Source organism: Roseibium sp., from assembly GCF_039982295.1.
In the GTDB taxonomy this organism is placed as follows: domain Bacteria; phylum Pseudomonadota; class Alphaproteobacteria; order Rhizobiales; family Stappiaceae; genus Roseibium.
In genome coordinates this window covers 212,384-238,971 of sequence record NZ_JBDWYP010000064.1, presented here as the reverse complement: position 1 = coordinate 238,971, position 26,588 = coordinate 212,384, and the positions used below count along the sequence as shown (strand labels likewise).

The window sequence follows — 26,588 nt, the reverse complement described above, 5'->3', positions numbered from 1 at the left end:
TTCCGCCATATGGGAGGCAAGGAGCGCGGATAAGTAAGTCCTCTGGATCGAACGGCAACGGACCGTTAAGGTTAGTATTTTGTTGCCATTATCTGCGCAGGAACGGTTTATGCGCCGTTAAAGTCTCTTGATACGCGCGGCGAAAAAGCCATCCAGGCCGGTTTCATCGCCAGTTTTCGTCACCGGCTGACATGGCAGAGTCCTGAGATACCCTTCCTCGGTCACTGACGCAGTCAGGCCACCGATCTCGTCAGCTGTGACCGGGATCAGCTCAATACCGTCACGCTCGGCAAGCACGCCGGCAATCTGATCCTCGCCTTCAGCCTTCTCCAGCGAACAGGTGCAATAAACCAGCACGCCCCCCGGCTTCAGCCAACCGATAACCCTGCGCAGAAGCTCGCCCTGGATCTTCGACAGGGTCTCGACATCATAGAGTTGCTTCAACCAGGGCACATCTGGATGACGCCGGATTGTGCCTGTCGCACTGCAAGGCGCATCAAGCAGGATCGCATCGAACGGCGCCTCCGGTTCCCACTCACGGATATCCGAGGTCACAACCTCCGCCGAGAGCTTTAGACGTGCAAGGTTCTCGCTTACGCGTTTCAGCCGACCTTTCGAAATATCGACAGCGGTCACTTCGGCGCCAGCTGCCGCAAGCTGCGCCGTCTTCCCGCCCGGCGCAGCACAAAGATCCGCGACGCGCTTGCCTGTGAGGTCTCCAAGAAGCTTTGCAGGCAACGCCGCCGCCGCATCCTGGACCCACCAGGCGCCATCTTCGAAACCCTCAAGCTTGTCGACTGCGCCCTTCTTGACCAGGCGAACCGACCCGGCGCCAACAACTGTTCCTCCGAGTTTTTCCGCCCAGGCGGCTGCAGACCCATCCTTGATCGTCAGATCCAGCGCGGCTTCGCTTTGATGCGCAGTTGCGATTGCCTTGGCCGTTTCCGCACCATAGCTCTGTGTCCAGCTTTCAAGCAGCCACTCCGGCGTGTTCAGCGCAGCTCTGTCGAGATCGGACGTCAACGCTTCGCGCTCGCGCCCAAGCCGACGTAGAACGCCATTCACAAGGCCTTTGTACGGACGCGCGCGGCGATCTGCGGACGCGTTCTCAACAGCAAGAGACACTGCCGCGCGATCTGGCACTTCCATGAAAAGCATCTGGGCAATGCCTACGTGCAGGATATCCAGAACCCGGCCGGATTTCTCAGGAATGGGCCGATCCAGAAGGCGATCGATGATTTCGGCGATTTCACCACGATGCCTCAGACAGACACCAAGGATAGCCCGCACCAATGCGCGATCGTTGAAGGCCAGTTCCCGAAACCCGGAGTGGCCGGAATTGAGATCAAGCTCATTGTCCAGCGGGCGCCGCTTGTGGACCACATTGCCGAGGAGATCCGCTGCAATCTTGCGAGCGGCAAACCCTGGCGTCTGGGGCTTACCGGCGAAATCTGAGGGCTTTACCCTCTTGTTTGGGTCAGTCAGGTTCGACAAGGGAACTCTCAAGCGGTTGAAGAAAAAATGAGCGCCGGGATCGGTTTCCCGGTCCCGGCGCAAGATCTGCATTGTAAAAGGCTTGATCTGTCGGCGAAAGCCATTTCTTTTCGCCGCCTATCACCAGCGAATGGGCCTAGCCCCATGGCCCCTTCGGCCGCTGCGGTTTGCTTGGTTGGCGTGCACCACCACCCCATGGTCCGTCGAAAGATGCCCGTTGCGGTGCTTCTTGGCGAGGAGCGTATCCACCGCCGCCAAGACCTGCATTGGCAAGCTTCTGCAGCTCTGCAATCCGGTTGGCAGTGTTGGGATGCGTGGAGAACAGATTGTCCATCCGTTCACCAGACAAGGGGTTCATGATGAACATATGTGCGGTTGCTGGGTTTTGCTCGGCGTCCGGGTTGTGAATACGCTCCACACCGCCGGCAATCTTGCCGAGCGCTGAGGCAAGCCAGAGTGGCTGACCGCAAATTTCGGCGCCCATACGGTCTGCCGCATATTCTCGGGTCCTGGAAATTGCCATTTGCACCAGCATGGCGGCCATGGGCGCTACAATCATCGCCACAAGCACGCCGACAAAACCAAATGGATTGTTGTTGTCCCGGTTGCCACCGAAAAAGAACGCGAAATTGCCGAGCATTGAGATTGCGCCGGCCAGCGTAGCAGTGATCGTCATGATAAGCGTGTCATGGTTCTTCACATGGGCCAGCTCATGGGCCATCACTCCTGCAACTTCTTCCATCGTCAACATGTCAAGAAGCCCGGTCGTGGCGGCAACGGCAGCATTCTGCGGGTTCCGGCCCGTAGCGAAGGCGTTAGGCTGCGGATTGTTGATCAGATAGACCTTCGGCATCGGCAGATCCGCATTCGCGGAGAGCTGCCGGATCATCCGGAAAAGCTCCGGAGCCGTGCGCTCATCCACCTCTTGCGCATGGTGCATTTTCAGCACCATCTTGTCCGAGTTCCAGTAGCTGAACACGTTCATGGCGGCAGCGATCATCAGCGCAATCATCATGCCGCTCTGACCGCCAATCATATAGCCAATGCCCACGAAGAGCGCCGTCATGGCAGCCAGAAGCATCGCCGTACGGATATAATTCATTGTGTTGTTCACCTCGCTATCAAAGCCCAGGTTTTTGCATTCGGGATCGAGGCCCTATATAGCCTGCTGTTGAAGAGGAAATGGTGTCGTTCCGCCATTTGCGCAAGCTTTGACGACCGAAACCGGGAAAATCAGGAGGTTGAAACCCGTGACCGATAGCACTGATCAGAGCCCTGACACGCCCAAACAGGACGCCAAGATCCTCGACTTCAAGCTTGCCACCGATGCCCCCAGTCTTGCGACAAACATCGAGGAAGCACCTGTGCGCCGCTTCGAGGACTTGCCACCCGCGGCCCAGCGCGCCCTGCAGGAAGCGGAAGAACGGCGTAAGTACATCGATGCAAAACAGGAAGATCTTCCCAAGGAAGTCAACGGCCGCGGAGGCCTTGAGCCAACCCGCTACGACGATTGGGAAGTCAATGGCCTGACCTCGGACTTTTAGGTCTTCACCAGTTTCCGCACCTGATCGGCAACAGCCTTCGCAAAGGGCGCCTGCATTTCTGCGTCCCAATGAACCGAATCCACATCGCTGACGCTGACCACCGAGCCCGCATCAAGGAACGCCGCGCCATATTGCTTCGCAATCTCGGCGTAGATTTCGGCGAGTTTTTTCGATTCTGCTATGCTCTTGTCGCAGAACATGGATTCCAGGGGTGACTCTGCAAAGCCGCCCAGCGACGGCGGAGAAATCAGGAGAATCCTCGGCGCCTTGCCTTCCGGGTCGTCGGTCGGCGTACGAGCATAGTCAAGTAGGCGCGCAACAGCGTAGCCAATCGCGCCGGCACTCATGTTGAACCGTGACTGAAGGTCGTTGGTTCCAAGCATAAGCACGAGAATGTCGATCGGCATATGAGTCTTGCGGACAGTTGCCAGGTGAGCGAGACCGTTCTTGTCCCCCCGGACAGGATCCTCGAACACCGTCGTTCGCCCATTCACGCCCTCTTCCAGGACATAAAAAGCATCACCCAGGTCACGTTGCAGAAGACGCGTCCAGCGTTGGTCATGCCCATAGCGTGTGCGCTCTCCGGGCTTGAACCCCCAGGTCAGGGAATCGCCGAAGCAGACGACGGAGATTGGATCGCCGGTTTCCCGCATGATTTCAAAGCCCTTACCATTCTGTCCGAGGCTTGAAAGTAGGCCAGAAAGCCTTCAACGCAAGACCGAATTTCGAACCGAAAGAACTGTCACCTTTCCGGGTTGGTTAATCAGAGCTTTACCAACAGGGCTATAGCCTGAGTGCAATCATGCATTCGGAATGCCCGGGACATTCATGACCCTTAGTATCTCTCAGTATCGGCGCGGCGCTGCCCTGCCGAGTTCAAATCCGTTTCGGCGACTGGCGTCCCTGCTCGAAGGCGTGGCACCGGGCATGGATCCCATTGCCATGACCATCGGCGAGCCGCAACACGCGATGCCGGAATTCACCGCCAGGGTCTTCAATGACAACATGGCCGATTTCCGGCGCTATCCGCCCATCAACGGCACATCGGAATTCCGCGCTTCCGTCGCAGACTGGCTGGATCGGCGCTATGGGCTGGATGGCTTGATCAACCGGGAAAACGGTGTTCTGCCGCTGAACGGATCCCGCGAGGGTCTCTCATTTGGCGCAATTGCTGCCCGGGATCAGCTGGCAAAAGACGTGGATCATCCGGTTGTCATTCTTCCGAACCCATTTTACCAGACCTATGCCGCCGCGGCCCATATTGCAGACGCGCAAGCAGTGCTCCTGGATGCAGTTCCAGGTCTCGGATTTCTGCCAGACCTTGACAGCCTCTCACCCGAGATCCTCGATCGGACAGTCGCCTTCTACATCGCATCCCCGACAAATCCCGAAGGCTATGTCGCAGACATTGCTTACTGGCAAAGACTGATCGGCCTGGCGCGAAAGCACCGTTTCTACATTTTTGCCGACGAGTGCTACTCCGAGATTTACCGAGACGTACCGCCTGTCGGTATCCTTGAGGCAGCAAAGGCAATGGGCGGCGACAACTCCCAGGTTTTTGACAAGATCATCGTCCTGAATTCCTTGTCGAAACGCTCCAACCTGGCGGGTCTGCGTTGCGGGTTTGCCGCAGGAGATCCGGAATTTCTCGGCAGGTGGGTCAAGTTCCGCGGATTGGCCGCGCCTCAGGTGCCACTGCCCAATCAAGCCGTTGCCGCAGCAGCCTATGGTGACGAAGCGCATGTGATAGAAAACCGTCGCCTGTACAACGAAAAGTTCGACGCGGCAGAGCGACATCTCGCACCGCTCATGGGCAAAGTCACACCGGAGGCTGGCTTTTTCCTCTGGCTGAACATTTCGCGCTGGGGTGATTCCGAGTCCGTCACACGAGACCTTTGGACCGATACCGGAATCAAGGTCCTGCCAGGCGCCTATCTGGCGTCTGATCAATCGGACGGAAGCAATCCCGGCAAATCCTATATTCGCGTTGGCCTCTGCGCCTCGCTTGAAACCACTGAAACAGCGCTTGGGCGCTTAGCATCCTGGTTGGGAGACAAGGCATGAGACGGGCAAGTGCCGTCCGCGGAAATGGCCGCCGCGCATCGATCGACCTGCTCGACACACAGAGCCCTGTCAAAAGGTTCCTGAAGCGGAATCTCGTTGGTCTCGGCGGCCTGTGTGTCATCGCCTTTGCAGCGGCACTCGCCGCAAGCCTTGCGACATGGTCGGTCACAGATCCAAGCCTCAACCACGCAACATCCGAACCCGCTCGCAACGCCCTGGGACGGCCAGGCGCAATCATTGCCGACATCCTGATGCAGACCATCGGCCTGGCAACCGCAGTCTTCCTCGTTCCGGTTGTGCTCTGGGGCTGGCGGCTTCTGGCCGGTCACACCATGCGCATTGGCCGCAAGCGTTTGTTTTACTGGGTCGCCGGCTCAGTCATCAGTTCTGGTGCATTGGCGTCCCTGCCAGTACCCGAAAGCTGGCCTTTGCCAACAGGTCTCGGCGGTTTTCTCGGCGATAGTGTCCATGCTGTCCCTGCACTGCTCACGGACAATTTTACCGAAGGTGCCGCCACGATCATCGGCGTGTTTGGTCTTGGTCTTCCGGCAGCTCTCCTGCTCTTCGCCTCTGCTGGCTGGTTCCGCTCTGCAGAAATCTCCGAAGACTCTGTCGCACGGCAGGTTCCGAACGGCCACGGTCGCAGCATTGAAGACGAACTGGGCCTTGACGATGACGACGAAAGCGAATCTCGCATTGGTCTGATCCTCAGCTCAACGATCGGCATGGTCAGCCACTGGTCGCTCCAGGGCGCATCCTTGCTGCGGCGCGCGACCGGTTACGGGCGTGCCCAGGACGTCGAAGAGGAGTGGGACGAGGAGGAAGAGGACTACGAGCCCGTCAATGAAAAGCATGGCGGAGCCCTGAAAGCCTTCCGTCGCGCCCTCGCCGACAAGTTGATGCCGAACGACGACGATGGCCTCGGCACATACTATGACGATCGGGATCAGGAGCCTGAGACGGAAAGCGAAGACGGTTCCTTTGACGAAGAGGGCGAGGGCTTCGAACCGGATGACCTCCTCATCTCAAAAGCCCCGCTGCCCAAACCCGTCGGCATCGCCGCGCCAGCCAACGAAGCACCGCCGCAAGGTCGCATCATCCCGCCCGCCCCGCGTCCAAAACAGGGCAAAAGGGTTATCAACGAGGCACAGCCATCTCTTCTGGGCGCTCCCGAGGACTACGAGCTGCCTCCGTTAATGCTGCTCGCCGAACCAAAGACCACGGGCAAGATCCCCGGACTCTCCGCCGATGCATTGGAACAGAATGCCCGCATCCTGGAAGGTGTTCTTGAAGATTTCGGCGTCCGCGGTGAAATCATCGAGGTCCGCCCGGGTCCGGTTGTGACACTCTACGAACTGGAGCCGGCACCTGGCATCAAGTCTTCTCGAGTCATTGGTCTTGCCGACGATATTGCCCGCTCCATGAGCGCAATTTCCGCGCGCGTCGCGGTCATTCCAGGCAAGAACGCCATCGGCATCGAACTGCCAAACGCGAGGCGTGAAACCGTCTATCTGCGCGAGCTTCTGGCCTCGAACGACTTTGAGAAAACAAAATCGAAGCTGGCACTGGGACTTGGAAAGACCATCAATGGCGAAAGCGTGGTCGCAGATCTGACCCGCATGCCTCACCTGCTCGTGGCAGGTACCACCGGCTCGGGCAAGTCGGTCGCGATCAACACCATGATCCTCTCGCTGCTTTATCGTCTGACGCCGGACGAGTGCAAGATGATCATGATCGATCCGAAGATGCTCGAACTGTCGATCTATGACGGCATCCCTCATTTGCTCACGCCAGTCGTGACCGATCCGAAAAAGGCCGTGGTTGCCTTGAAATGGACCGTTCGCGAGATGGAAGACCGCTACAAGAAAATGTCGAAAGTCGGTGTCCGCAACATCGACGGCTACAACACCCGGATCAAGCAGGCGCTTGAAAAAGGCGAGAGCTTTACCCGGACGGTCCAGACCGGATTTGACCGCGAGACCGGGCAGCCGATCTACGAAGACGAGGATCTGCCGCTCGAAACCATGCCGTACATCGTCGTTGTGGTCGATGAGATGGCTGACCTGATGATGGTCGCCGGCAAGGATATCGAAGGCGCCATTCAACGCCTGGCTCAGATGGCTCGTGCCGCAGGGATCCATTTGATCATGGCAACCCAGCGTCCGTCCGTAGATGTGATCACCGGTACGATCAAGGCGAACTTCCCGACCCGCATCTCCTTCCAGGTCACATCGAAGATCGACAGTCGCACGATTCTTGGCGAAATGGGCGCCGAGCAGCTGCTTGGCATGGGTGACATGCTGTTCATGGCAGGCGGTGGACGCATCCAGCGCGTCCACGGACCGTTCGTGTCCGATGACGAGGTCGAGCATATCGTTAGCCATCTGAAGGTCCAGGGCACGCCTCAGTATCTTGAAGCCGTCACAGAGGAAGACGAGCCTTCCGACAGCCCATACGACGGCGGCGGATCCGGCGGCGGCGGAGATGAAAGCAACGATCTCTACGACCGGGCAGTGGCCATTGTCCTGCGCGACAAAAAAGCCTCCACATCCTATATCCAGCGTCGCCTGTCGATCGGCTACAACCGGGCGGCCTCCCTGATAGAGCGGATGGAACAGGAGGGCCTGATAAGTGCCGCAAATCACGCCGGAAAGCGCGAGATCCTTGTACAAAACGGCAATGATGACGATATCTAACAGGCCATCGCCCAAGCTTCGCCACATGAGCGCTCTACCTGAAGAATGAGACCTCATATGCAACGAGACACTCAGGACACGACATGCTGCACCGTTCTGCCATAACCGCGTTGAAGTCACTCCTTGTCGCAGCTCTTTTTCTGAGCCTGAGCGGCCTTGGCGCAAAGGCGCTGACAGAGGAACAGGCAAAGACACTGTCCGACGTGAACTCCTACTTCAACTCGGTGAAGACCATGCATGGCGACTTCATCCAGTTCGGGCCGGAAGGCAATCAGCTCGAAGGCAAATTCTACCTCGCGCGCCCCGGAAAGGTCCGTTTTTACTACAACCCACCCGCCAAACTCGACATTATCGCCGATGGCAAATCCGTTTCGGTGAAAGACCGGAAGCTCGCGACACAGGACATCTGGCCCTTGAGTCAGACCCCACTCCGCTTTCTGCTGGCCGAAAACATCGACCTGCAAAAAGACGCGAACGTCACGAATGTTCTGGTTGAGCCTGATCTCGTGACCGTCACGCTTGAAGACAAGACGACTTTCAATTCCGGTATCTTGACCCTGATCTTCGATGCCAAGGACTATGCGTTGAAGCAATGGACTGTCACCGACGCTCAAGGCTACGACACGTCGGTCGCCGTCTACAACGTAACCTCTAACGGCCCGACCAATCCGAAGCTCTTCAAGATCGACTATCTGGCAAACACGCGCCAGAACCAGAACTGATCTTCTCAGCCCATGACCAGCGGCATGCCTGCCTCTAGAGCCAAGCCGCTGGTCTCTCGTCTCCTGACGGACTATTGCGAGCGCCATGACCTGTCCCTGGTCATCGACCATGCGCTTGGGCATGCCGGCTACATTGCCAACAAAGCCGGGAAACGCTCGTTCTTTGTCGGCACGCGCTTCGATCTCAATCCACTGGGCGCAAGTGAAATCGCGCGGGACAAAGCCTATACGGCGGAGTTTCTGAGGCGCGATGGTTTTCCCGTTCCAGATAGCTTGCTGATCAGTTCACCCACATCAATCGCCACACTCTCATCCAGACAGCCGGGCTACACGGACACCCTCATAGGGTTTCAGGCGGCGGAGAGGTTCGCAAAAAAGGCGGGGTATCCCCTTTTTGCAAAGCCCAACGATGGCAAGGAAGGATCGGATGTTTTCAAGGTCCGGACTCAGGCGGAACTGGCATCCAGCCTGACGAACCTGTTCCAGCGCCACGACAAGGCGCTTCTCCAGCAGGCAGCAATTGGCCGCGACATCAGGGTCTTGGTGCTCGGCAACAAGATCCTCTGCGCTGTTGAGCGCACAGCGCCCACCGTCGTTGGCGACGGGCTTTCAAGCCTTGCCGACCTGGCTGGCGAAATAAAGCAAATCGCCCTTGAAGATCCCCGCCTTGTCCAGACGCTCGAGGATCAAGGATATGCCCTGTCTGATGTTCCCTCATCCGGCGTTGAAGTCACGCTATTGCCGACCGCCAATCTTTCGTCAGGAGGAAGCGCCCGTGATGTCACACCAGATCTGCCAAAGGCAATCTCCGACGTGGCAATCGCCAGCGGCAAGGCGCTTGGTCTCAGTTATTTTGGTGCGGACCTGATCGTCGAGAACGCCCAAAGCGCCCCGGCACCAGATTTCAAGATCTTGGAACTAAACGCGGCGCCCGGGCTCTCGATGCTGCACCGACTGGGGCCCGTGCACGCCAAAATGGTCGAAGGCATATATGAGCAGGTCTTTGACGCGCTCACGCAGCAGATGGAGGCGGCGTATTAGGCGCCGCCTCCAGATTTCCAACAACGCAGGACCGATAAGGCAGATCAGGCATTGACGTCGACGACGACCCGCCCCTTGACGCCGCCATTGAGGATCGATGCACCCAACTCCGGTAGGTCCGCCAGCGTAGCTGGCTGGATCATGGCATGCAGCTTGTCGAGTGGCAGATCCTTCGAAAGACGCTCCCAGGCGCGCAACCGGTCTTCGTAGGGACGCATTACGCTGTCGATGCCAAGAAGATTGACCCCGCGCAGCAGGAACGGGATCACCGTTGCCGGCAACCCGGCTCCGCCCGCAAGCCCAACTGCCGCAACCGATGCGCCGTATTTCATCTGACCCAAGACCCGCGCCAGCATCGCACCGCCAACCGCATCGACACATCCGGCCCAGGCTTCTGTTTCAAGAGGGCGTTTCACTGTCTCGTTGATGTCTTCTCGAGCAACAATCTGGCTCGCGCCGAGCGACGTCAGATAGTCAGCCGTCTCCGGCCGACCCGTAACCCCCGCAACTTCATACCCCAGGTTCGATAGAATCGCGGTCGCAACCGACCCGACACCGCCGGCCGCACCTGTTACGAGAACCGGACCGTCACCTGCCTTCAACCCATGATCCTCAAGCGCCATGACCGCGAGCATCGCCGTAAACCCGGCGGTTCCCACCGCCATGGCGTCACGCGCATTCAAGCCATCTGGCAGCGGCACCAGCCAATCCGCCTTGACCCGGGCTTTCTGTGCGTAGCCGCCCCACCAGGCCTCACCGACACGCCAGCCGGTCAGAACAACCTTGTCTCCAGGCTTGTAGCGTGCATCATCAGACGCTTCGACGGTCCCGGCAAAGTCGATCCCCGGCACATGTGGATAGGTCCGCACAAGTCCGCCACCAGAGCCAAGACAAAGGCCATCCTTGTAGTTGACCGTCGAATACTCGACCGCAACCGTTACATCGCCATCCGGCAAGCGACTGTCATCAAGATCCTGGATGGATGCTGATGTTTTGCCGTCTTCGCCCTTCTCGACAACCATTGCCTTGAACGTCATAGGCACCTCCAGATGTTGCAAACCCCCGCCGCTCGCAAAGCAGCCTTCAAGTGGAATGATCCTATCGCGGAAAAAGGCAATGGGCAGCAGGAGAAATCTGCTCCCTTCGTCTAGGCGTATCAACCAAAAGGCGAAAGTCCGATGCGTATGAGGAACCCAACGATGCTGACAGTCTACTATGACGGGAAATGTGGTCTTTGTGCCCGTGAGATCGCCTTTTTTCAAAAGCGCAAGGCAAGCGCGCCGATCCGCTGGAATGACGTGGCACGGGCACCGGAAACACTTGCCGGCAGCGGCCTCAGCGAGGCGGAAGCCCTGATGTTCATGCGGGTGGCGGACAACAAGGGCCAGATCCACAGTGGTATCGATGCCTTTATTGTTCTGTGGGGCCAGTTTAGCGGATGGCGGCTTTTGGCCCGCCTGCTGCGGATTCCCCTGCTCTATGCTCTGGCCAGCCGCCTCTACCGCGTCTTCGCCAAACTCCGCTTCAACGCTTATCCTCATTGTCGGCTTGCCGCCGAACAGGCAGGCACGACGGCTCAGAGCCTAGCCAAAGACGGCTAAAGCAAATCAGAATACCTTGAAAAGATTGGTGATCCCGACAGGATTCGAACCTGTGACCCTCAGATTAGGAATCTGATGCTCTATCCTGCTGAGCTACGGGACCATGTCTTTGCAGATAACATGAAGAGATCGGCTTTGCGAGCCCTCTGCTCATGCGTCATGTGCATTTTGAAAAGACCGCCAAAATGAGACGGATTCGGTCTTTCACCTGCCGCAATTGACGGCTACGTCAATAAAGACGTTGGCAGCGGAAAATGGAAATTTGGCTTTCTGCATCCCACTGGTTGCGGCAAAAGGCAGCCGCAAATATCTCATGCGACCGAACAACACCTGTTTGGCGAACGATGCATTGCGGACATTTTCCAGTGCTTTTGCGAAAGGTGCCCTGCTCGCGTTACTCGCCGTGATAACAGGCCCTGCACTGGCAGAAGACATCAGCGAGCACCCTTGCCTGCAAGAACACGTATCGTCGTCAGCCGTCGACGTTGGCCCTCCGACATCCAAAGGCCTGTTTCCCGGTCCCGGCAACACCTTCTACATCTTGGCAGACACAATTGGCGGCTGGTCATCCCTGCACAAGGAGCGGGATCTAGCCGCGAGCGCCAAATTTCGCGCTTTTCTCGCCGGTCCGGCCAACCGCTGGGGTTTCATACCGGCCTGGATTGTTCAAGCAGATGGGCCGGACAGAAAGCACAGATTGCTGCAGGAACAACTTATCGCGCGGGGTCTCACCGCAGTGGACCCAAAACTGGGTAGTTGGTCCTGCACTCAGCGTCTTGTTGAAGCCGAGGATCGGGCCCGCGAAGACAAAAGCGGCCTCTGGCAAGCGCGCAAGATCTTCAGCAGCTATTATCCAGAACCGCTTGTTCAGGCTGCAGGGCAACACGTTATCGTCGAGGGACGCATCGTTTCGCTTGGAAAAACCGAGCGCACTCGTTATCTCAACTTTGGCAGGTACTGGAAAACTGATTTCACCGCCAGCATCGACGCGGCAAACGACGACGCCCTTCAAAAGGCGCTTTTGGACCAGGGTCTGGACTGGACGGATTTATCGGGGCGAGCGGTTCGCTTGCGTGGTGTGATAGAAGTCCGGGATGGCCCCTTGCTGAGGCTGAGCCATCCGGGGCAACTGACGATCCTTGATCGTGAAGAGGACAGGAAGTGACTGCGCGACGCGCTCTCAATCTGGCAATAGCGAGGATCAGGCAAGTGCCCGCCGCAGCGAAGACAATAAAATGTCGGAGATCGGCACCGGCGGCGCTGTCGCTGTTCCTTTTGCTCGCATCTTGCCAGTTGCTTGATACCGGATCGCCAGGTGGGTCAATTGCACCGGGTTCACTGCGCCCCAGCCTGGCCGAGGACATCGGAGCGCGCGAACACCCGCGCGTCGTCGCTACTTATGGCGGCGTCTACAAGGATGCCGGCGCCGAGCGGGCGGTGGCCAGCGTTGTAGGCCGCCTCGTGGCCGCGTCCGAAGATCCGTCCCAAAGCTATCGGATCACGATCCTGAACTCGCCTGCGATCAACGCCTTTGCCCTTCCGGGCGGTTACCTTTATGTCACTCGCGGATTGCTGGCCCTGGCCAATGACACATCGGAGCTGGCTGCGGTTCTGGCCCATGAGATGGCCCATGTAACCTCCAATCACGCCATTGAGCGCCAACAACGCGCGGAAGCCCGCGAGCTCGCGAACAAGATCCTGACCAATGTGGTTCAGGATTCGGCCAAGGCGCGGGCAGCCATCGTCTCATCACAGCTTTCCTTCGCACGCTTTTCCCAGGTTCAGGAATTGCAAGCCGACGTGGTTGGCGTGCGCACCCTCGCCAAGGCCGGGTATGATCCCTACGCCGCCTCTCGCTTTCTGAAGTCCATGGCCGACTATTCCGCCTATCAGACTGCGCAGAACGACAGAGACAACGCCCCCGACTTCCTGTCCTCCCATCCGACAACACCGGAACGCTTTGCCCTCGCGGTCAAATCCGCACGTCAAGTCGGCGCGCCAGGCATCGGTGAAAGGGACAGAAATCGATATTTGAGCCAGATCGACGGAATGCTTTTTGGCGACGATCCGCTCGAAGGATTCGTGCGAGGGCGCGCCTTTCTACATAAGGCTCTCGGGATCAGTTTCACTGTCCCAAAGGGGTACATTCAGGAGAATTCTCCTGAAGCCGTTCTTGCGAGCAATGGCGATGGCACCGCCATGCGTTTCGACGGTGCGGATCTCAGCACTTATGATTCCCTCAGTGAGTACATGACATCGGGCTGGATCAACGGTCTTTTGCCGCAAAGCGTTCGGGAAACAACGATCAACGGCCTGCCTGGTGTTGTTGCAGCCGCCATCACCCAGGGCTGGTCGTTCCGGATTGCCGTATTGCGCATCGGCCGCACCGGCTATCGCTTCATCTTCGCGAGCCGTAACCCCAGCGACGACTTTGAAAAGGAATATCGTCAAACCCTGGAGACCTTCCGGCAGCTGACACCGACAGAACGTGCTCGCTTGCAATCACTCAGAATCAAGGTCGTACAGGCCAAGGCAGGCGACACCAGCCGACAACTCGCCATAGGCATGAGCGGCGTCGAACCTTCCCGGCGGCTGGCATTCTTCCTGGTTCTGAACGGTTTGGGGCGAAACGAAAAAATTGAGCCGGGCACGGCAATCAAGCTCGTCGTCGACTAGATATCAACGCTTTGCTCTATGCCGGCCCGGCCAAGGAGTCGGATGGGGCCGATTGGCTTTTCTTGTTGTTGCGCCGTGTTTTTATAATGAGTAGGCAGCCCTGTCTGGCTGGCTCTCCATCAGCGCGGTTTTCAGTTTCGCCATGGCACGGCTTTCGATTTGCCGCACACGTTCCTTCGAAATTCCAAGTTTATGGCCGAGGGATTCAAGCGTGGCACCTTCCTCGGACAAGCGCCGCTCCCGAACGATTTTCAGTTCACGCTCCGACAAAACCTGTAAAGCCGATTTGAGCCACACGCTGCGACGCTCTTCATCGATGCTGCGAGACACGACTTCATCCTGAAGCGGAGCCTCTGATACCAGAAAATCCTGACGATCAGCGCTCGACCCATCGGCGTCGGACACTGGTGCATTCAAGGATGTGTCCGGCCCGGAAAGCCGGGCATTCATAAGGGCAACATCGGACTGTTTCACACCAATCGCATTGGCAATCTTCTGATGCAGTTCCGAGTCGGTCATCGTCTGCTGATTGCTGGAAAGCTTGGCACGGAGACGTCGCAAGTTGAAAAACAGCGACTTTTGCGACGAGGATGTCCCGCCACGAACGATAGACCAGTTTCTGAGGATGTAATCCTGTATAGAGGCGCGGATCCACCAGGTCGCATAGGTTGAGAAACGCACTTCCCGTTCCGGTTCAAACCGTGCCGCAGCCTCGAGCAACCCAACATGGCCTTCCTGGATCATGTCCCCGAGTGGCAGGCCAAAGTTCCTGAAGCGTGTAGCGACGGAAATGACGAGCCTCATGTGGGCGAGTGTCAGTTTCTCAAGCGCTTTTTCATCGCGCTGTGACCGCCAACGGACAGCCAGATCGTGTTCTTCTTCGCGGGTAAGGTAGGGCGCCTTCATGGCAGCCCGAACCATCTGGCGTCTTTCTGTCTGAGAAGTGGACATGTGATAGCCGCTCCAGTGTTGTTTGGATACCTTACGTCACGAGCGCCTTCCTGGATCACCTCTCGGACTTGCAATGGAGACGAGTGCCACACGATGACGTGAACCAGCGGCACCTGACGACACTCGGCAGGGCAGATCGAGCGAGCATAAAAAAAGACCCGGCCAAAGCCGGGTCTTCAAAATCGATTGCCTGAAAAAGCCAGGATTTATGTCTGAAGCCTATCAGGCAGCTTCTTCCTGATCACCATCGTCGTCATCGCTGGCCTCAGCTGCTGCAGCAGCCTCAGCGGCCGCTTTCAAACGGCTTGGTGCCTTGGCGAGATTCTGCTCAATCTGCTTGACAGCTTCCGTTTCGGAGCACTTGTCGACGGCTGCAATTTCGCGAGCCATACGATCAAGAGCTGCCTCATAGAGCTGACGCTCGGAATAAGATTGCTCGGGCTGGCTTTCCGAACGGAAAAGATCGCGAACAACTTCCGAGATTGCGATGAGGTCGCCGGAATTGATCTTCGCTTCATATTCCTGCGCGCGGCGGCTCCACATTGTGCGCTTGACCCGCGGGCGGCCGCGTACAGTCTCAAGAGCTTTCTTGACCGCAGCAGGATCGCCCAGCTTGCGCATGCCGACAGAAGCAATTTTCGCAACCGGAACACGGAGGGTCATCTTGTCTTTCTCGAAGACGATAACCAGCAGTTCCAGGCTGTGTCCTGCTACATTCTGTTCTTCAATGGCAGTGATCTGACCGACGCCATGTGCCGGATAAACGATATGTTCTCCAGTTTTGAACCCCTGACGCTGCGCGGCCTTCTTTGTACCTGTTGCCATTCTCGTTATTACTCCTGCGCAGTTGCCGGTCTGCCAGACCGTTATTTGGACCGCTGGATGCGGCTCAATGTTCTTCTCTTAACGCACGCAAAGTCACTGGCGGTCCCTGCTGGAACGCCTGTTGATATCGGGCGCGTCTGGGTGGTCAGCCGTTGCAATCCACTCTACAAGTTTGATCAGTCATACGAAACGCGTGATCCTGCTCACAATCCCACTCGGATTGCGGTTGCCAAAAACCTCCCAACCGGGAGATCAGCCAGTGGTTGAACGACTATCTGGTAAATATAACACAGCTTTGCGGAAATTTAAAGCTTTGAGACGATGACGCATGCGTCACCAAAGCCATGCATCATCGGAATGGCTGCTTTCTGCGCACTTCCAGCTCATGAAAGGCCCCGGAATCCCGCAGCCTCAAACGTTAATCAGGCGTCTGCCGGAGCCTCGGGAGAAAAATACTCTTCGAGTTTGTTTTTCTTGCCGTCAAATTCCTTGGCCTCAGGCAAAGCGTCTTTCATCTCAGTGATGTTGGGCCACTTTTCAGAATACTCGGCATTGAGCTCGATCCATTTTTCAAGGCCAGGCTCGGTATCGGGCAGAATTGCCTCGGCAGGACATTCCGGCTCACAGACGCCACAGTCGATACATTCATCCGGATTGATCACGAGCATATTCTCACCCTCGTAGAAACAATCGACGGGGCAAACTTCGACACAATCCGTGTACTTGCACTTGATACAGTTATCGGTGACGACGTAGGTCATCGCAATCCTCTAATGACGGCGGTTTTGCCATCCCGTATCACCGCTTCAAAAACGGTTCCGGGAAAACACCTTTATCTGATCGCGTTGGGTATCCCGTTTAGGCGACGGGCGCAAGCGTCGCCAACTGCGCAAAATGTCCCTGCCTGGAAACTCTTGCTCAAGATTGGCGGTCGGCCGGATTCTCGTTTCAATCAGGCTCCCGGAAGGCATCCATACGGCGGCGATCACGCTTTGTAGGCCGTCCCGCGCCGGCTTCCCGCTGTGCCGGAGCTGCTGGTTTTTCGGTTTTCTCAGGTGGAGGTGGCGACATGTTCTCATACAGGAGCTGTGCTTCCGCGTAGGGTCCACGCCGCGTGCCAAGAGCCACAACCTTGAGGATCAGAATACGACGCTCCAGACCGATTGTCAGAACGTCACCAACCTTCACTGTCTTGCTGGCAGAAGCAATCTTGTCCTTGTTGATACGGACATGGCCACCAGACGCAAGCTTCTGTGCCAGTGATCGCGACTTGGTGACCCTGGCGAACCAGAGCCACTTGTCGACGCGAAGGGCGCCGCCCGAACCTCCGGGCGGCTTAATCGTGTCCCTGTTCGCCGAGGTCAGGACTTGTCCTTCTTGTCCATGCCCTCCTTGAGAGCCATGAGCGCTGCAAAGGGTGAATTCGGATCGAGCGGCTTGTCTTTCTTGGGTGCCCGATCGTTTCGCGCCGGACCGCCAAAGGACTTGGAACCGCCACCCTTGCCACCTTTAGGACCATTCCGGGGGCCACCGTGACGCTTCTCGCCACGCTGATCGCCGCGGCCCTGGTCACCACGTGCCTGACCGCCCTTGCGATTGTCCCCACCTCGCCGGTTGTCCTGACCGCGTGGTCGAGGGCGACGGTCGCCGCGGCCCGGACGCCAAATCTCGATGGTAACTGTTTCCGTTTCAACGGCTTCACCAGCATCCGCTGAAGCTTCTTCGACTGCTTCAGTTGCCTCACCAGCGCTTTCGGAAGGCGCTACCGTCTCGGTCGAGACATCTTCAGCTACAGGACTGTTGTCGGGAGCTTCACCCGCCAACGCTTCTGCAGGAGCCTCAACAGTTTCCGAAGGAGCCGCAACGGCATCGACTGAAGTTTCCGCATCAGCCTCAGACTTTGTCGCTTCTTCAGCCTTGGGTGCCACAGGGCGTTCGACTTCTTTGGTCTCCAGGCGATAGCCGAGCGACTTCAGAATTGCTGTAAAGTCTTCACCGGCGCAGCCAAGCAGCGAGGTCATGGCCACGGTAACCGTGAAACCGCCTCCCTGGGCAATCGCACCTTCAGGAGGGCTTACTTCGGCATCGAGCGGTTTCCAGGCGACAAGTGGCCGGATTAGATCTGCAAGCCGCTCCAGAATATCAACGCGAACCGCACGCGGACCGCAAACCCGGAAACCGACAACCTTGTAGAGAGCCTTGTCGATGGTTTCATCGACCGGAATGGAGGTTCTGCCCGAAGCTGAAAGCTGGGGCAGGTCGCTCAGACCATTCATGTCCAAAGCGCCATGCTTCAATGCCCAGAGCTGGGAAAGCAGCTGGCTCGGAGCCGGCTTCAAGAGCGCAGGAACATAAATGTTGTAAGCGCCGAAACGAACACCATGCTTCCGCAAGGATGCCCGCATGTCCTGGTCGAGCTGCCGGATCTCGTCAGAAGCTTCCTGCCGCTCGAGAATGCCCAGGCCTTCAACGATCCGGAAGGCAACGCCGCGGGCAAGCCCTTCAAGGCCTTCCGACGACTTCAGATCGACCAGCGGCTTCAGCAGCGTTTCGATCTGGGCATTGATCCAAAGATCCAGACGCTGCTGCACTTTCTCGCGTGCAGGACCAGTCAAATACTCATCGGCTAACAACAACACGGAGGGCGTCAGCACTTCCTCACCCGCGGCCACCTTGGCGACCGCTTCGCCGCGCCAGCGAATCGCCCCATCGGCGGTCAATATGAAGTCGGCATTTTCAGAGCGGGAGAGCTTGTCGGCCCGGCCCTCGATTTCGGTTGCCAGAGCCTTTTGGGCTGCTGCACGCACCGTTTTCCCGTCCGGCCCTTCGGCCGCCGCGTCAGGAGCAAACCGGAAGCCAAGCAGATTCCCGATGTGCTGACCTTCAACGAGCACATCGCCGCTCGATGTAATTTCCGCTTCCAGCATGGCGTTCTCTCTCAAACGTCGCATCAATACACTTGTGCGCCGATCCACGAACCTCTTCGTGAGGCGATCGTGAAGCGCATCAGATAGTTTGTCTTCAATGCCGCGTGTGACACCTTGCCAGTGCGCCGGATCGGCGAGCCAGTCAGGTCTGTTCGCGACATATGTCCAAGTCCGGATGTGAGCAATCCGGTTTGCCAGAGTGTCGATATCACCATCCGCCCGGTCTGCGAAGGCCAATTGACGGGTAAACCAATCATCTGCAATCGCGCCGTCTTGCATCAGATGGGTGTAGATCGTACTCAAAAGCTCTGCATGATTGGCAGGCGCGATCTTCCGATAGTCCGGCACCTGGCACACATCCCAGAGCAATTCGACCGCTTTTGGACCCTTTGCCATGGTTGAAATGCCTGAATCGCGCAACAAATGCTCAAGCGCATTGATATCATCGCCGATCGGAGCACGCGCCAACCCATCCTCTCGAGGCACAACATCAAGCGATGCGCGCAGGCTCGCCGAAGATGCAAAATCCAGACGACTGTTGCGCCATTGCAGCACTTTTAGACTGTTGAAATGGTGATTTTCGATCTGCTCGACCAGCTCGTCGTCGAGAGGATCGACCCGACCAGTCACTCCGAAGGTGCCGTCACGTGTATGACGGCCGGCACGGCCAGCGATCTGGCCCATCTCGGCAGCAGTCAGTTGCCGGTACTGATATCCGTCGTATTTTCGATTGCCCGCGAACGCCACATGGTCGACATCGAGGTTCAGTCCCATGCCGATCGCGTCGGTAGCAACAAGATGCTCGACATCACCGTTTTGAAACAGCTCGACCTGGGCATTTCTCGTACGAGGACTGAGCGAGCCAAGGACGACGGCAGCGCCCCCGCGCTGACGGCGGATCAACTCGGCGATGCCGTAGACCTCATCAGCGGAGAAAGCGACAATCGCCGAGCGTGGCGGCAGGCGCGACACCTTCTTTGAGCCCGCGTAGGTCAAGACCGACATGCGCGGCCGGGTCACCACGTTCAAGCCGGGCAGAAGCTTCTCCAGAAGGGGACGGACCGTTGCAGCGCCAAGCAGCAAAGTCTCCGACTGGCCGCGCAGGTTCAGCAGCCGGTCGGTAAAGACATGCCCGCGGTCGAGATCGCCGGCCAACTGGACTTCATCGATCGCAACGAAATCGGTCTCCAGATCGAGCGGCATGGCCTCGACGGTCGACACCCAATATCGTGGCGCCTTCGGAATGATCTTTTCTTCGCCCGTGATCAGGGCAACGGCGTCCGTGCCGGCTCGCTCCTCGATACGGCCGTACACTTCGCGCGCAAGCAGCCGCAAAGGCAGGCCGATCAGCCCTGATTTGTGCGCAAGCATGCGCTCGATTGCGAGATGGGTCTTGCCCGTGTTCGTCGGCCCCAGAACCGCCGTGACCGTTCTGGACCGCGCCGCAGGCGGCAAGTGCATGTATGGGGAACGTGGCATGGAGAGGCTACAATGTCAGTTCGGTTCGGCAAGCGCCCCGGAACGCGGCCATGGCTTCAAGATGGAGGCTGTCTAGCACACTGGGCGAAGACATGTCCCCCCTTCATTTGTCGACGTTTTGCCTCCCGCAGACCGAGAAAAGAACGACTCTGGAACAAAACTTGATCGAATCGGCGACTCTCGCAGATTCAGGTTTCGTTCTCTACGACATGTGGATTTCCCAGAGCCACGAGCCACGAAATGCTGAATCGGAGCAGAGTCTTGGGAGAAAATATTGCCAGATCGATTCAACGACCCGAAACCTGTCAAACGTTGACTTACCGTTAAGAGGCAAAACAAAGATCCAGAGCCTTTCCGACACGGGCGATACGGAAAGAGAACAGAAACTGCACGAATCACTTATTCTGCCTAGTTTTTGATTTGTTCACGCAAGGTATAGTCAGTTTCATCGCAGAGCAGTCTACATATTGCATCTGTGACTCAAAATCGTTCGTAATCTAATAAAAATTATTTACTTTATTGTTTCTATTTGGGACAGCTTCTACCCAATATTCAGAATTTGAAAATGCATCCGGCGACCATAATTTCGAGAAATGGGACCTAAAATGAACAAGGAGCGTTTTAACCGCGCCCTCGATTTTACCGAGACGGTCGCCAAGACCCAGACGATTCACGACGCAAAGAAATGCCTCGGCCAGCTCGCCGCGGATTACGGCTTCTCGATCTATGTCCTCGCAACCTTTACCGGCCCTGGCTCGCTCACAGACCCTTATCTGTTTGCGTCCGGTTGGAACCCTGAATGGCAAGACCGCTACCTTGGACAGCAATATATCGTCGATGATCCTGTGGTTCTGCGAGCAGCTCGAGGATCAGACCCATTTTTATGGAACGACTCGAAAAATGATCCGGGTGTCACGCCGCGTGGACTGGAAATCCTCGAAGAGGCGCGAAGCTTTTCACTCAACAACGGCGTTTTCATACCAGTCTATGGTCCGAAAGGCATGGAAGGTTCTCTTGCCCTTGGCGGCGAACAGGCTAATCTCGGGCCGGAAGACTTGAAAGCGCTACATCTCGCGGGTCTCTACGTTTACGCCCACACGGTGAAGATCGCCCAGACTCCCGTCAAGTTAGAACAAGATAACATTTCCCTGACAAACCGCGAAATAGAGTGTCTGAAGTGGACAGCAGCCGGCAAGACCAGCTCCGATATTGCGTCAATCCTTGGCATCTCACGGCATACGGCAGACTGGTATATCAAGGAGGCCACATTAAAACTTGGAACGGGCAACCGAACCCATGCGGTTGCTGAGGCCATGAGACTAAGGTTTATTGCCTAGAACAAAAACGCTAAGGAAACTCCAGGCCAAATTTTTAAAAAGTTAATAGGGCATAATCGCTGCCCCTTTTCTTATGTCGCCGACCAAAGTAGAAATCCCATGATCAGAGCTGCAGGGGCGGCGCTGGCAAACCATTGGGAGGGATGCTTTTGGCAATTCGCAAGATTCTCGTCGCAAACCGGTCTGAAATCGCTATCCGCGTGTTTCGGGCCGCAAATGAACTCGGACTGAAGACGGTTGCGATCTTCGCCGAGCAGGACAAGTTGGCGCTGCACCGCTTCAAGGCCGATGAGGCCTATCAGGTCGGCAAGGGACTTGGTCCGATTGAAGCCTATCTGGCCATCGACGAGATCATCAGAGTTGCCAAACTGTCCGGCGCAGACGCCATCCACCCCGGCTATGGCCTGCTTTCCGAAAGCCCGGAATTTGTCGAGGCTTGCGAAGAAGCAGGTATTATTTTCATCGGCCCCAGACCTGAAACCATGCGGCGCCTCGGCAACAAGGTGGCTGCGCGCGATCTGGCGATCGAGGCGGGTGTCCCGGTCATGCCGGCGACAGATCCGCTGCCAGACGACATGGATGAAGTCAAACGCCTCGCGGCAGGCATCGGTTACCCGGTCATGCTCAAGGCGTCCTGGGGCGGCGGTGGCCGCGGCATGCGCGTCATTCCGGACGAGGAAACGCTTCTGCGCGATGTCGTTGCGGCAAAACGCGAGGCACGGGCAGCTTTCGGCAAGGACGAGATCTACCTGGAAAAGCTGGTCCAGCGTGCGCGCCATGTCGAGGTGCAGATCCTGGGCGACGGCGAGGGTGGCCTGGTTCACTTGTTTGAGCGTGACTGCTCCATCCAGCGCCGGCACCAGAAAGTCGTCGAGCGTGCCCCGGCTCCCTATCTCGGCGATGAGAAGCGCGCCGAACTCTGCGAATACGGTCTGAAGATCGGCCGCGAAGTGAATTACCGCGGCGCCGGAACGGTCGAATTCCTGATGGATGCGGACACGGGCGCGGTCTATTTCATCGAGGTCAATCCGCGCGTTCAGGTCGAGCACACCGTGACTGAAGAAGTCACCGGCATCGACATCGTCAAGGCGCAGATCCAGATCGCCGGCGGCGCGAAAATCGGACAGCCGGAAAGCGGTGTGCCGACCCAATCAGAAATTCGCCTGAACGGCCACGCCCTTCAATGCCGGATCACCACTGAAGATCCTGAGCAGAACTTCATTCCGGACTATGGCCGGATCACGGCCTATCGCGGCGCGACAGGCTTCGGCATTCGCCTCGATGGCGGAACCGCCTATTCCGGTGCGGTCATCACCCGGTTCTATGACCCGCTTCTGGAAAAGGTAACCGCCTGGGCGCCCACCGCTGAAGAAACCTGCAAGCGTATGGACCGCGCACTGCGCGAGTTCCGGATCCGGGGCGTCGCAACCAATCTGGTCTTCCTCGAAAACATCATCGATCACCCGGATTTCCGCGCGAACAACTACACGACCCGCTTCATTGACGACACACCGGCACTGTTCGAACAGACCAAGCGGCAGGACAGGGCAACCAAGCTCTTGACCTACATCGCCGATGTGTCCGTCAACGGTCACCCGGAAACCCGTTCTCGTGCGCGTCCGGCACAAGACGCCATGCTGCCGGAAGTGCCTTTCTTCGGCGACGAAAAGCCAGGCGGCACCCGCCAGCTTCTCGATCAGCTTGGCCCGAAGGGCTTTGCCGACTGGATGAAGGCTGAAACCCGCACCCTGGTCACCGACACCACAATGCGTGACGGGCATCAGTCGCTTCTGGCGACCCGAATGCGAACCAACGACATTGTCCGGATTGCAGATGCCTATGCGTCCGGCTTGCCGGATCTCTTCTCGCTGGAGTGCTGGGGCGGTGCCACTTTTGACGTCTCCATGCGCTTTCTCACCGAATGTCCCTGGGAACGTCTGCGCCTGATCCGCGAGAAGGCGCCCAATATCCTCCTGCAGATGCTGCTGCGCGGCTCGAACGGCGTCGGCTACACCAACTACCCCGACAATGTGGTGAAGTTCTTCGTCGCGCAGGCCGCGGAAAACGGTGTCGACCTGTTCCGTGTCTTCGACTGCCTCAACTGGGTTGAAAACATGCGTGTTTCCATGGACGCAGTCCAGGAAGCCAACAAACTCTGCGAAGGTGTCCTCTGCTACACCGGAGACATGCTCGACAGCGCACGGCCCAAATATGACCTGAAATACTACGTAGGCCTTGCCAAGGAACTGGAAGCCGCTGGCGCCCACATCCTTGGAATCAAGGACATGGCAGGTCTCTTGAAGCCTGAAGCTGCGCGGATTCTGGTCAGCACGCTGAAGCAGGAAACCGGCCTGCCGATCCACTTCCACACCCATGACACGTCCGGCATCGCCGCAGCGACCGTTCTTGCAGCAGTCGAAGCTGGCGTCGATGCGGTGGATGCAGCGATGGATGCACTTTCCGGACTAACGTCACAACCATGCCTCGGCTCGATCGTCGAAGCATTGCGCGGATCCGATCGCGAAACCGGCCTTGATCCCAAGACAATTCGGCAGATTTCCTTCTATTGGGAAGCGGTCCGAACCCAATATCGTGCGTTCGAGAGCGATCTGCGCTCAGGCGCTTCAGAGGTCTACCTTCACGAGATGCCCGGTGGCCAGTTCACCAACCTCAAAGAACAGGCACGCTCTCTCGGCCTCGAAGCCCGTTGGCATGAGGTTGCGCAGACCTATGCGGACGTCAACATGATGTTCGGTGATATCGTCAAGGTCACGCCTTCCTCCAAGGTTGTGGGCGACATGGCGTTGATGATGGTCTCGCAGGGACTGACAATTTCCGACGTCAAAGACCCGGCGAAGGAAGTCGCCTTCCCGGATTCCGTTGTTCAAATGTTGCGCGGGGACCTTGGACAGTCTCCAGGCGGCTGGCCGGCGGCAATCCAGGCAAAGGTCCTCAAGGGCGAAAACCCGATCACCGTCCGCCCGGGCTCGCTCCTGCCCGAGGCCGATCTTGCGGCCCAGCGCGCAGATGCTGCAGAAAGCGCAGGACGCGAGATCGATGACACGGATCTTGCTGCCTATCTGATGTATCCGAAGGTCTTTCTCGACTTCGACAAGGCCCAGCAGCAATACGGCCCAACATCCGTCCTGCCTACACCGGTCTACTTTTATGGACTGGAAGCAGGTGATGAAATCCTTATCGAACTGGAGCCCGGCAAAACCCTTGTTGTTCGTTGCCAGGCCATAGGCGAGACCAATGAGGATGGAGAAAAGAAGGTCTTCTTCGAGCTGAACGGCCAGCCACGGATCATCAAGGTGCCGGATCGCGCCCATGGTGCCGCTGGTGCGGGTGCAAAGCGCAAGGCAGAAGACGACAACGAAAGCCACCTCGGAGCACCGATGCCGGGCGTCATCTCAACCGTCGCAGTCAAAGCTGGCCAGAACGTTTCGGCAGGTGACGTGCTGCTTTCCATCGAGGCGATGAAGATGGAAACCGCGCTACACGCGGAAAAAGACGGTGTGGTCGCCGAGATTCTTGTGAGCCCGGGCGCACAAATCGACGCCAAGGACCTGCTGATCGTCTTTGAGGCCTGAGTGAAAGCGAGCGCCGGCATCATGTCGGCGCTGGTTTCCCCATTGGCTGCGAACCTGCAATCAGAACAAGGTGCGAAGTCTACTCGGCTGCCGTGCGGTCGTGAAGTCTGCAGGCCACTGGCGCTTCTGCCGTGCCGATCCACAAATCCAGAAAGCGATCCAGCCAGGCTTGCACCGCTGCATCATAGATGTAGCGCCCCGCGAAATGGTCTCCGCGTTGCTGTGCACCTGGCAAAGACATACGAGGCGCACCCCTGGTCGTCCATCGTACCAACATCGAATGTGTCAGTTCCGGATGAAACTGGATCCCGAATGCGCTGGCACCATAACGGATGGCCTGGTTGGCATAAGTCGGCCCTGACGCCAGCAAATCGCAGGAGGCAGGCAGATCGAAACCTTCCCGATGCCACTGATAGACCTTTTCAGGCCAGGTCATCATTGATTTGCCAGTGGCCGTCGGCTGAAGCGGATAATAACCGATTTCAACCAGCTCATCCCGATGTGACGACACTGAACCACCCAGCTGTTTCACCATCATCTGCGCTCCAAGGCAGATGCCGAGAAACGGCTTTTGCTCGCGAAGCGGCACCTTGATCCAGTCAATCTCCTTGAGAACAAACGCGTCCGGATCATTCGCGCTCATCGGTCCGCCGAAAATAACGGCGCCAGCATGGTCAGACATGGTCTCCGGAAGGCTATCGCCGAAGCGAGGCTTTCGAACATCCAGCGCAAACCCACGCTTGACCAGTTCCTGACCGACGCGCCCGGAGGACGAGTTCTCCTGATGCAGAACGATAAGAATTTTGGGGCGGGAAGAGCGTTTAAAGGAATCCAGTTTCATGGCATCCAACTGTAGTCCATTTTGAAAACCGGTCGAGCCTTTTCGCAAGTTCATACCAATGTTCGAACCCATAAATTAGGCAAGCGCGCAGCAAGCAAAACGCTTGCTCGCCCAACCTTAAGAGCCGTCACCGCTTTCCGGCGCTGTCTTGGCGACCTTCTGCCGAAGCACCATCCGGTCACGTGTAGAGATGCCGAGCAACTCTGCCACCCGCCAGATCGTGTTGTCCTCAAATTCGTGGACATGGCCGTCGGCATAGACGATTTCCCACATCATCTCCACGATCGCCAGACGCTCGCTCTCGTCAGTGGTCCGCTTGAGCACCGAGGTGAAGCCGTAGAGATCGACGGCTTCGCTGTCGCGCTGCTTCGCAGCCTCGATCAATTCGGTCGTTTCTGCATCGTTGAGCCCGTAGCGGGCCTGCAAAATCTCTCGAAGCTTTTGACTTTCGGCTTCCTCGATCACGCCATCAACGTCGATCAGGTGAAAAAGAAGAGCGGCGGCGGCAAGACGTTTGTCGTCTTCGGCAAATTCTACTTTGCCGCTGTCGCCGGTAGTTACTTCACGAAGAAATTGTCTGAGGGCAGTGAGCATGAATAACGTCCGACCAGTATCTGTGTTTCCTCACGACTGGCCAAGCATATGACCAAGCCGACCGCTTTCGAAGCTACGAGTTCGCTTCAAGAGAGGCAAACAGACTTTATAAGCTAGGAGTTCGTTTCAGGTTTACAACGTTCTAATTTTTGCAGCGTTCCCAAACCGGATCGCAAGGCTCCTGTTTTTAACAATTCTAATCT

At 57.4% G+C, this 26,588-nt stretch carries 21 protein-coding genes and 1 tRNA gene; 10 read left to right on the top strand and 12 right to left on the bottom strand.

What is annotated here, in order from left to right; translation table 11 throughout:
- Window positions 1-117: 117 nt before the first annotated feature.
- Both ABJZ52_RS14055 and htpX read right to left on the bottom strand, forming a co-directional pair.
- Window positions 118-1,566: a transcription antitermination factor NusB gene (locus ABJZ52_RS14055; protein WP_348191767.1), complete on the bottom strand. Its 1,449-nt coding sequence runs from the start codon at window positions 1,564-1,566 to the stop codon at window positions 118-120.
- Between the two features lie 64 nt (window positions 1,567-1,630).
- Complete coding sequence (htpX, locus tag ABJZ52_RS14050; protein ID WP_348191770.1) at window positions 1,631-2,596, bottom strand: zinc metalloprotease HtpX; 966 nt, start codon at window positions 2,594-2,596, stop codon at window positions 1,631-1,633.
- A 247-nt stretch (window positions 2,597-2,843) separates the two neighbouring features.
- Between htpX and ABJZ52_RS14045 the strand changes: the two genes are divergently transcribed.
- On the top strand, window positions 2,844-3,038 hold the full coding sequence (locus tag ABJZ52_RS14045) for a DUF1674 domain-containing protein (protein ID WP_348191958.1): 195 nt from the start codon (window positions 2,844-2,846) through the stop codon (window positions 3,036-3,038).
- On the opposite strand, the gene ABJZ52_RS14040 is transcribed toward ABJZ52_RS14045, so the two are convergent.
- The gene (locus ABJZ52_RS14040) at window positions 3,035-3,691 is read right to left on the bottom strand and encodes a GDSL-type esterase/lipase family protein (protein WP_348191773.1); all 657 of its coding nucleotides are present in this window, start codon (window positions 3,689-3,691) and stop codon (window positions 3,035-3,037) included. The two genes, ABJZ52_RS14045 and ABJZ52_RS14040, sit on opposite strands and share 4 nt — an antisense overlap.
- Window positions 3,692-3,866: 175 nt before the next feature.
- On the opposite strand from ABJZ52_RS14040, the gene ABJZ52_RS14035 reads away from it, so the two are divergent.
- The 4 genes from ABJZ52_RS14035 (at window position 3,867) to ABJZ52_RS14020 (ending at window position 9,561) form a co-directional block, all read left to right on the top strand.
- Entirely contained in the window at window positions 3,867-5,102 is a 1,236-nt protein-coding gene (locus tag ABJZ52_RS14035; protein ID WP_348191776.1) for an aminotransferase class I/II-fold pyridoxal phosphate-dependent enzyme, read from the top strand.
- Window positions 5,099-7,798: a DNA translocase FtsK gene (locus ABJZ52_RS14030; RefSeq protein WP_348191779.1), complete on the top strand. Its 2,700-nt coding sequence runs from the start codon at window positions 5,099-5,101 to the stop codon at window positions 7,796-7,798. The genes ABJZ52_RS14035 and ABJZ52_RS14030 overlap by 4 nt, the downstream gene beginning before the upstream one ends.
- A gap of 83 nt (window positions 7,799-7,881) precedes the next feature.
- Window positions 7,882-8,520, top strand: a complete 639-nt coding sequence (locus ABJZ52_RS14025) for an outer membrane lipoprotein carrier protein LolA (RefSeq protein ID WP_348191782.1) — start codon at window positions 7,882-7,884, stop codon at window positions 8,518-8,520.
- 24 nt (window positions 8,521-8,544) lie between these two features.
- The gene (locus ABJZ52_RS14020; protein WP_348191784.1) at window positions 8,545-9,561 is read left to right on the top strand and encodes an ATP-dependent carboxylate-amine ligase; all 1,017 of its coding nucleotides are present in this window, start codon (window positions 8,545-8,547) and stop codon (window positions 9,559-9,561) included.
- 44 nt (window positions 9,562-9,605) lie between these two features.
- Here the strand turns inward: ABJZ52_RS14020 and acuI are convergent, their stop codons facing one another.
- The gene (acuI, locus tag ABJZ52_RS14015) at window positions 9,606-10,598 is read right to left on the bottom strand and encodes an acryloyl-CoA reductase (protein ID WP_348191787.1); all 993 of its coding nucleotides are present in this window, start codon (window positions 10,596-10,598) and stop codon (window positions 9,606-9,608) included.
- Between the two features lie 162 nt (window positions 10,599-10,760).
- Here acuI and ABJZ52_RS14010 point away from each other — a divergent pair, with 162 nt between their 5' ends.
- Window positions 10,761-11,162: a DUF393 domain-containing protein gene (locus ABJZ52_RS14010; protein ID WP_348191790.1), complete on the top strand. Its 402-nt coding sequence runs from the start codon at window positions 10,761-10,763 to the stop codon at window positions 11,160-11,162.
- A 26-nt stretch (window positions 11,163-11,188) separates the two neighbouring features.
- On the opposite strand, the gene ABJZ52_RS14005 is transcribed toward ABJZ52_RS14010, so the two are convergent.
- Window positions 11,189-11,265 (bottom strand) — tRNA-Arg (locus ABJZ52_RS14005).
- 159 nt (window positions 11,266-11,424) lie between these two features.
- Here ABJZ52_RS14005 and ABJZ52_RS14000 point away from each other — a divergent pair.
- Both ABJZ52_RS14000 and ABJZ52_RS13995 read left to right on the top strand, forming a co-directional pair.
- Window positions 11,425-12,327, top strand: a complete 903-nt coding sequence (locus tag ABJZ52_RS14000) for a hypothetical protein (protein WP_348191792.1) — start codon at window positions 11,425-11,427, stop codon at window positions 12,325-12,327.
- Between the two features lie 128 nt (window positions 12,328-12,455).
- On the top strand, window positions 12,456-13,838 hold the full coding sequence (locus tag ABJZ52_RS13995) for a M48 family metalloprotease (protein WP_348191795.1): 1,383 nt from the start codon (window positions 12,456-12,458) through the stop codon (window positions 13,836-13,838).
- 81 nt (window positions 13,839-13,919) lie between these two features.
- Here ABJZ52_RS13995 and ABJZ52_RS13990 read toward each other — a convergent pair whose 3' ends face one another.
- The 5 genes from ABJZ52_RS13990 to ABJZ52_RS13970 form a co-directional block, all read right to left on the bottom strand.
- Window positions 13,920-14,789: an RNA polymerase factor sigma-32 gene (locus tag ABJZ52_RS13990; protein WP_348191797.1), complete on the bottom strand. Its 870-nt coding sequence runs from the start codon at window positions 14,787-14,789 to the stop codon at window positions 13,920-13,922.
- Between the two features lie 222 nt (window positions 14,790-15,011).
- On the bottom strand, window positions 15,012-15,614 hold the full coding sequence (locus ABJZ52_RS13985; protein WP_348191800.1) for a CarD family transcriptional regulator: 603 nt from the start codon (window positions 15,612-15,614) through the stop codon (window positions 15,012-15,014).
- A gap of 422 nt (window positions 15,615-16,036) precedes the next feature.
- Window positions 16,037-16,375 carry a ferredoxin FdxA gene (gene fdxA / locus ABJZ52_RS13980; RefSeq protein ID WP_348191803.1) on the bottom strand — a complete coding sequence of 113 codons (339 nt, stop codon included), beginning with the start codon at window positions 16,373-16,375 and terminating at the stop codon, window positions 16,037-16,039.
- A gap of 187 nt (window positions 16,376-16,562) precedes the next feature.
- The gene (locus tag ABJZ52_RS13975) at window positions 16,563-16,955 is read right to left on the bottom strand and encodes an RNA-binding S4 domain-containing protein (protein ID WP_348191960.1); all 393 of its coding nucleotides are present in this window, start codon (window positions 16,953-16,955) and stop codon (window positions 16,563-16,565) included.
- Window positions 16,956-16,975: 20 nt separating this feature from the next.
- Window positions 16,976-20,020, bottom strand: coding sequence for a helicase-related protein (locus ABJZ52_RS13970; protein WP_348191806.1), 3,045 nt, complete (start codon window positions 20,018-20,020; stop codon window positions 16,976-16,978).
- A gap of 605 nt (window positions 20,021-20,625) precedes the next feature.
- On the opposite strand from ABJZ52_RS13970, the gene ABJZ52_RS13965 reads away from it, so the two are divergent.
- On the top strand, window positions 20,626-21,357 hold the full coding sequence (locus ABJZ52_RS13965; protein ID WP_348191809.1) for a LuxR family transcriptional regulator: 732 nt from the start codon (window positions 20,626-20,628) through the stop codon (window positions 21,355-21,357).
- A gap of 143 nt (window positions 21,358-21,500) precedes the next feature.
- A complete protein-coding gene (gene pyc, locus ABJZ52_RS13960) occupies window positions 21,501-24,950 on the top strand; it encodes a pyruvate carboxylase (RefSeq protein ID WP_348191812.1) in 3,450 nt (1,149 codons plus the stop codon).
- 79 nt (window positions 24,951-25,029) lie between these two features.
- On the opposite strand, the gene ABJZ52_RS13955 is transcribed toward pyc, so the two are convergent.
- Window positions 25,030-25,791: a glutamine amidotransferase gene (locus tag ABJZ52_RS13955; RefSeq protein WP_348191963.1), complete on the bottom strand. Its 762-nt coding sequence runs from the start codon at window positions 25,789-25,791 to the stop codon at window positions 25,030-25,032.
- Window positions 25,792-25,908: 117 nt separating this feature from the next.
- Entirely contained in the window at window positions 25,909-26,385 is a 477-nt protein-coding gene (locus tag ABJZ52_RS13950; RefSeq protein WP_348191815.1) for a TerB family tellurite resistance protein, read from the bottom strand.
- Window positions 26,386-26,588: the final 203 nt, after the last annotated feature.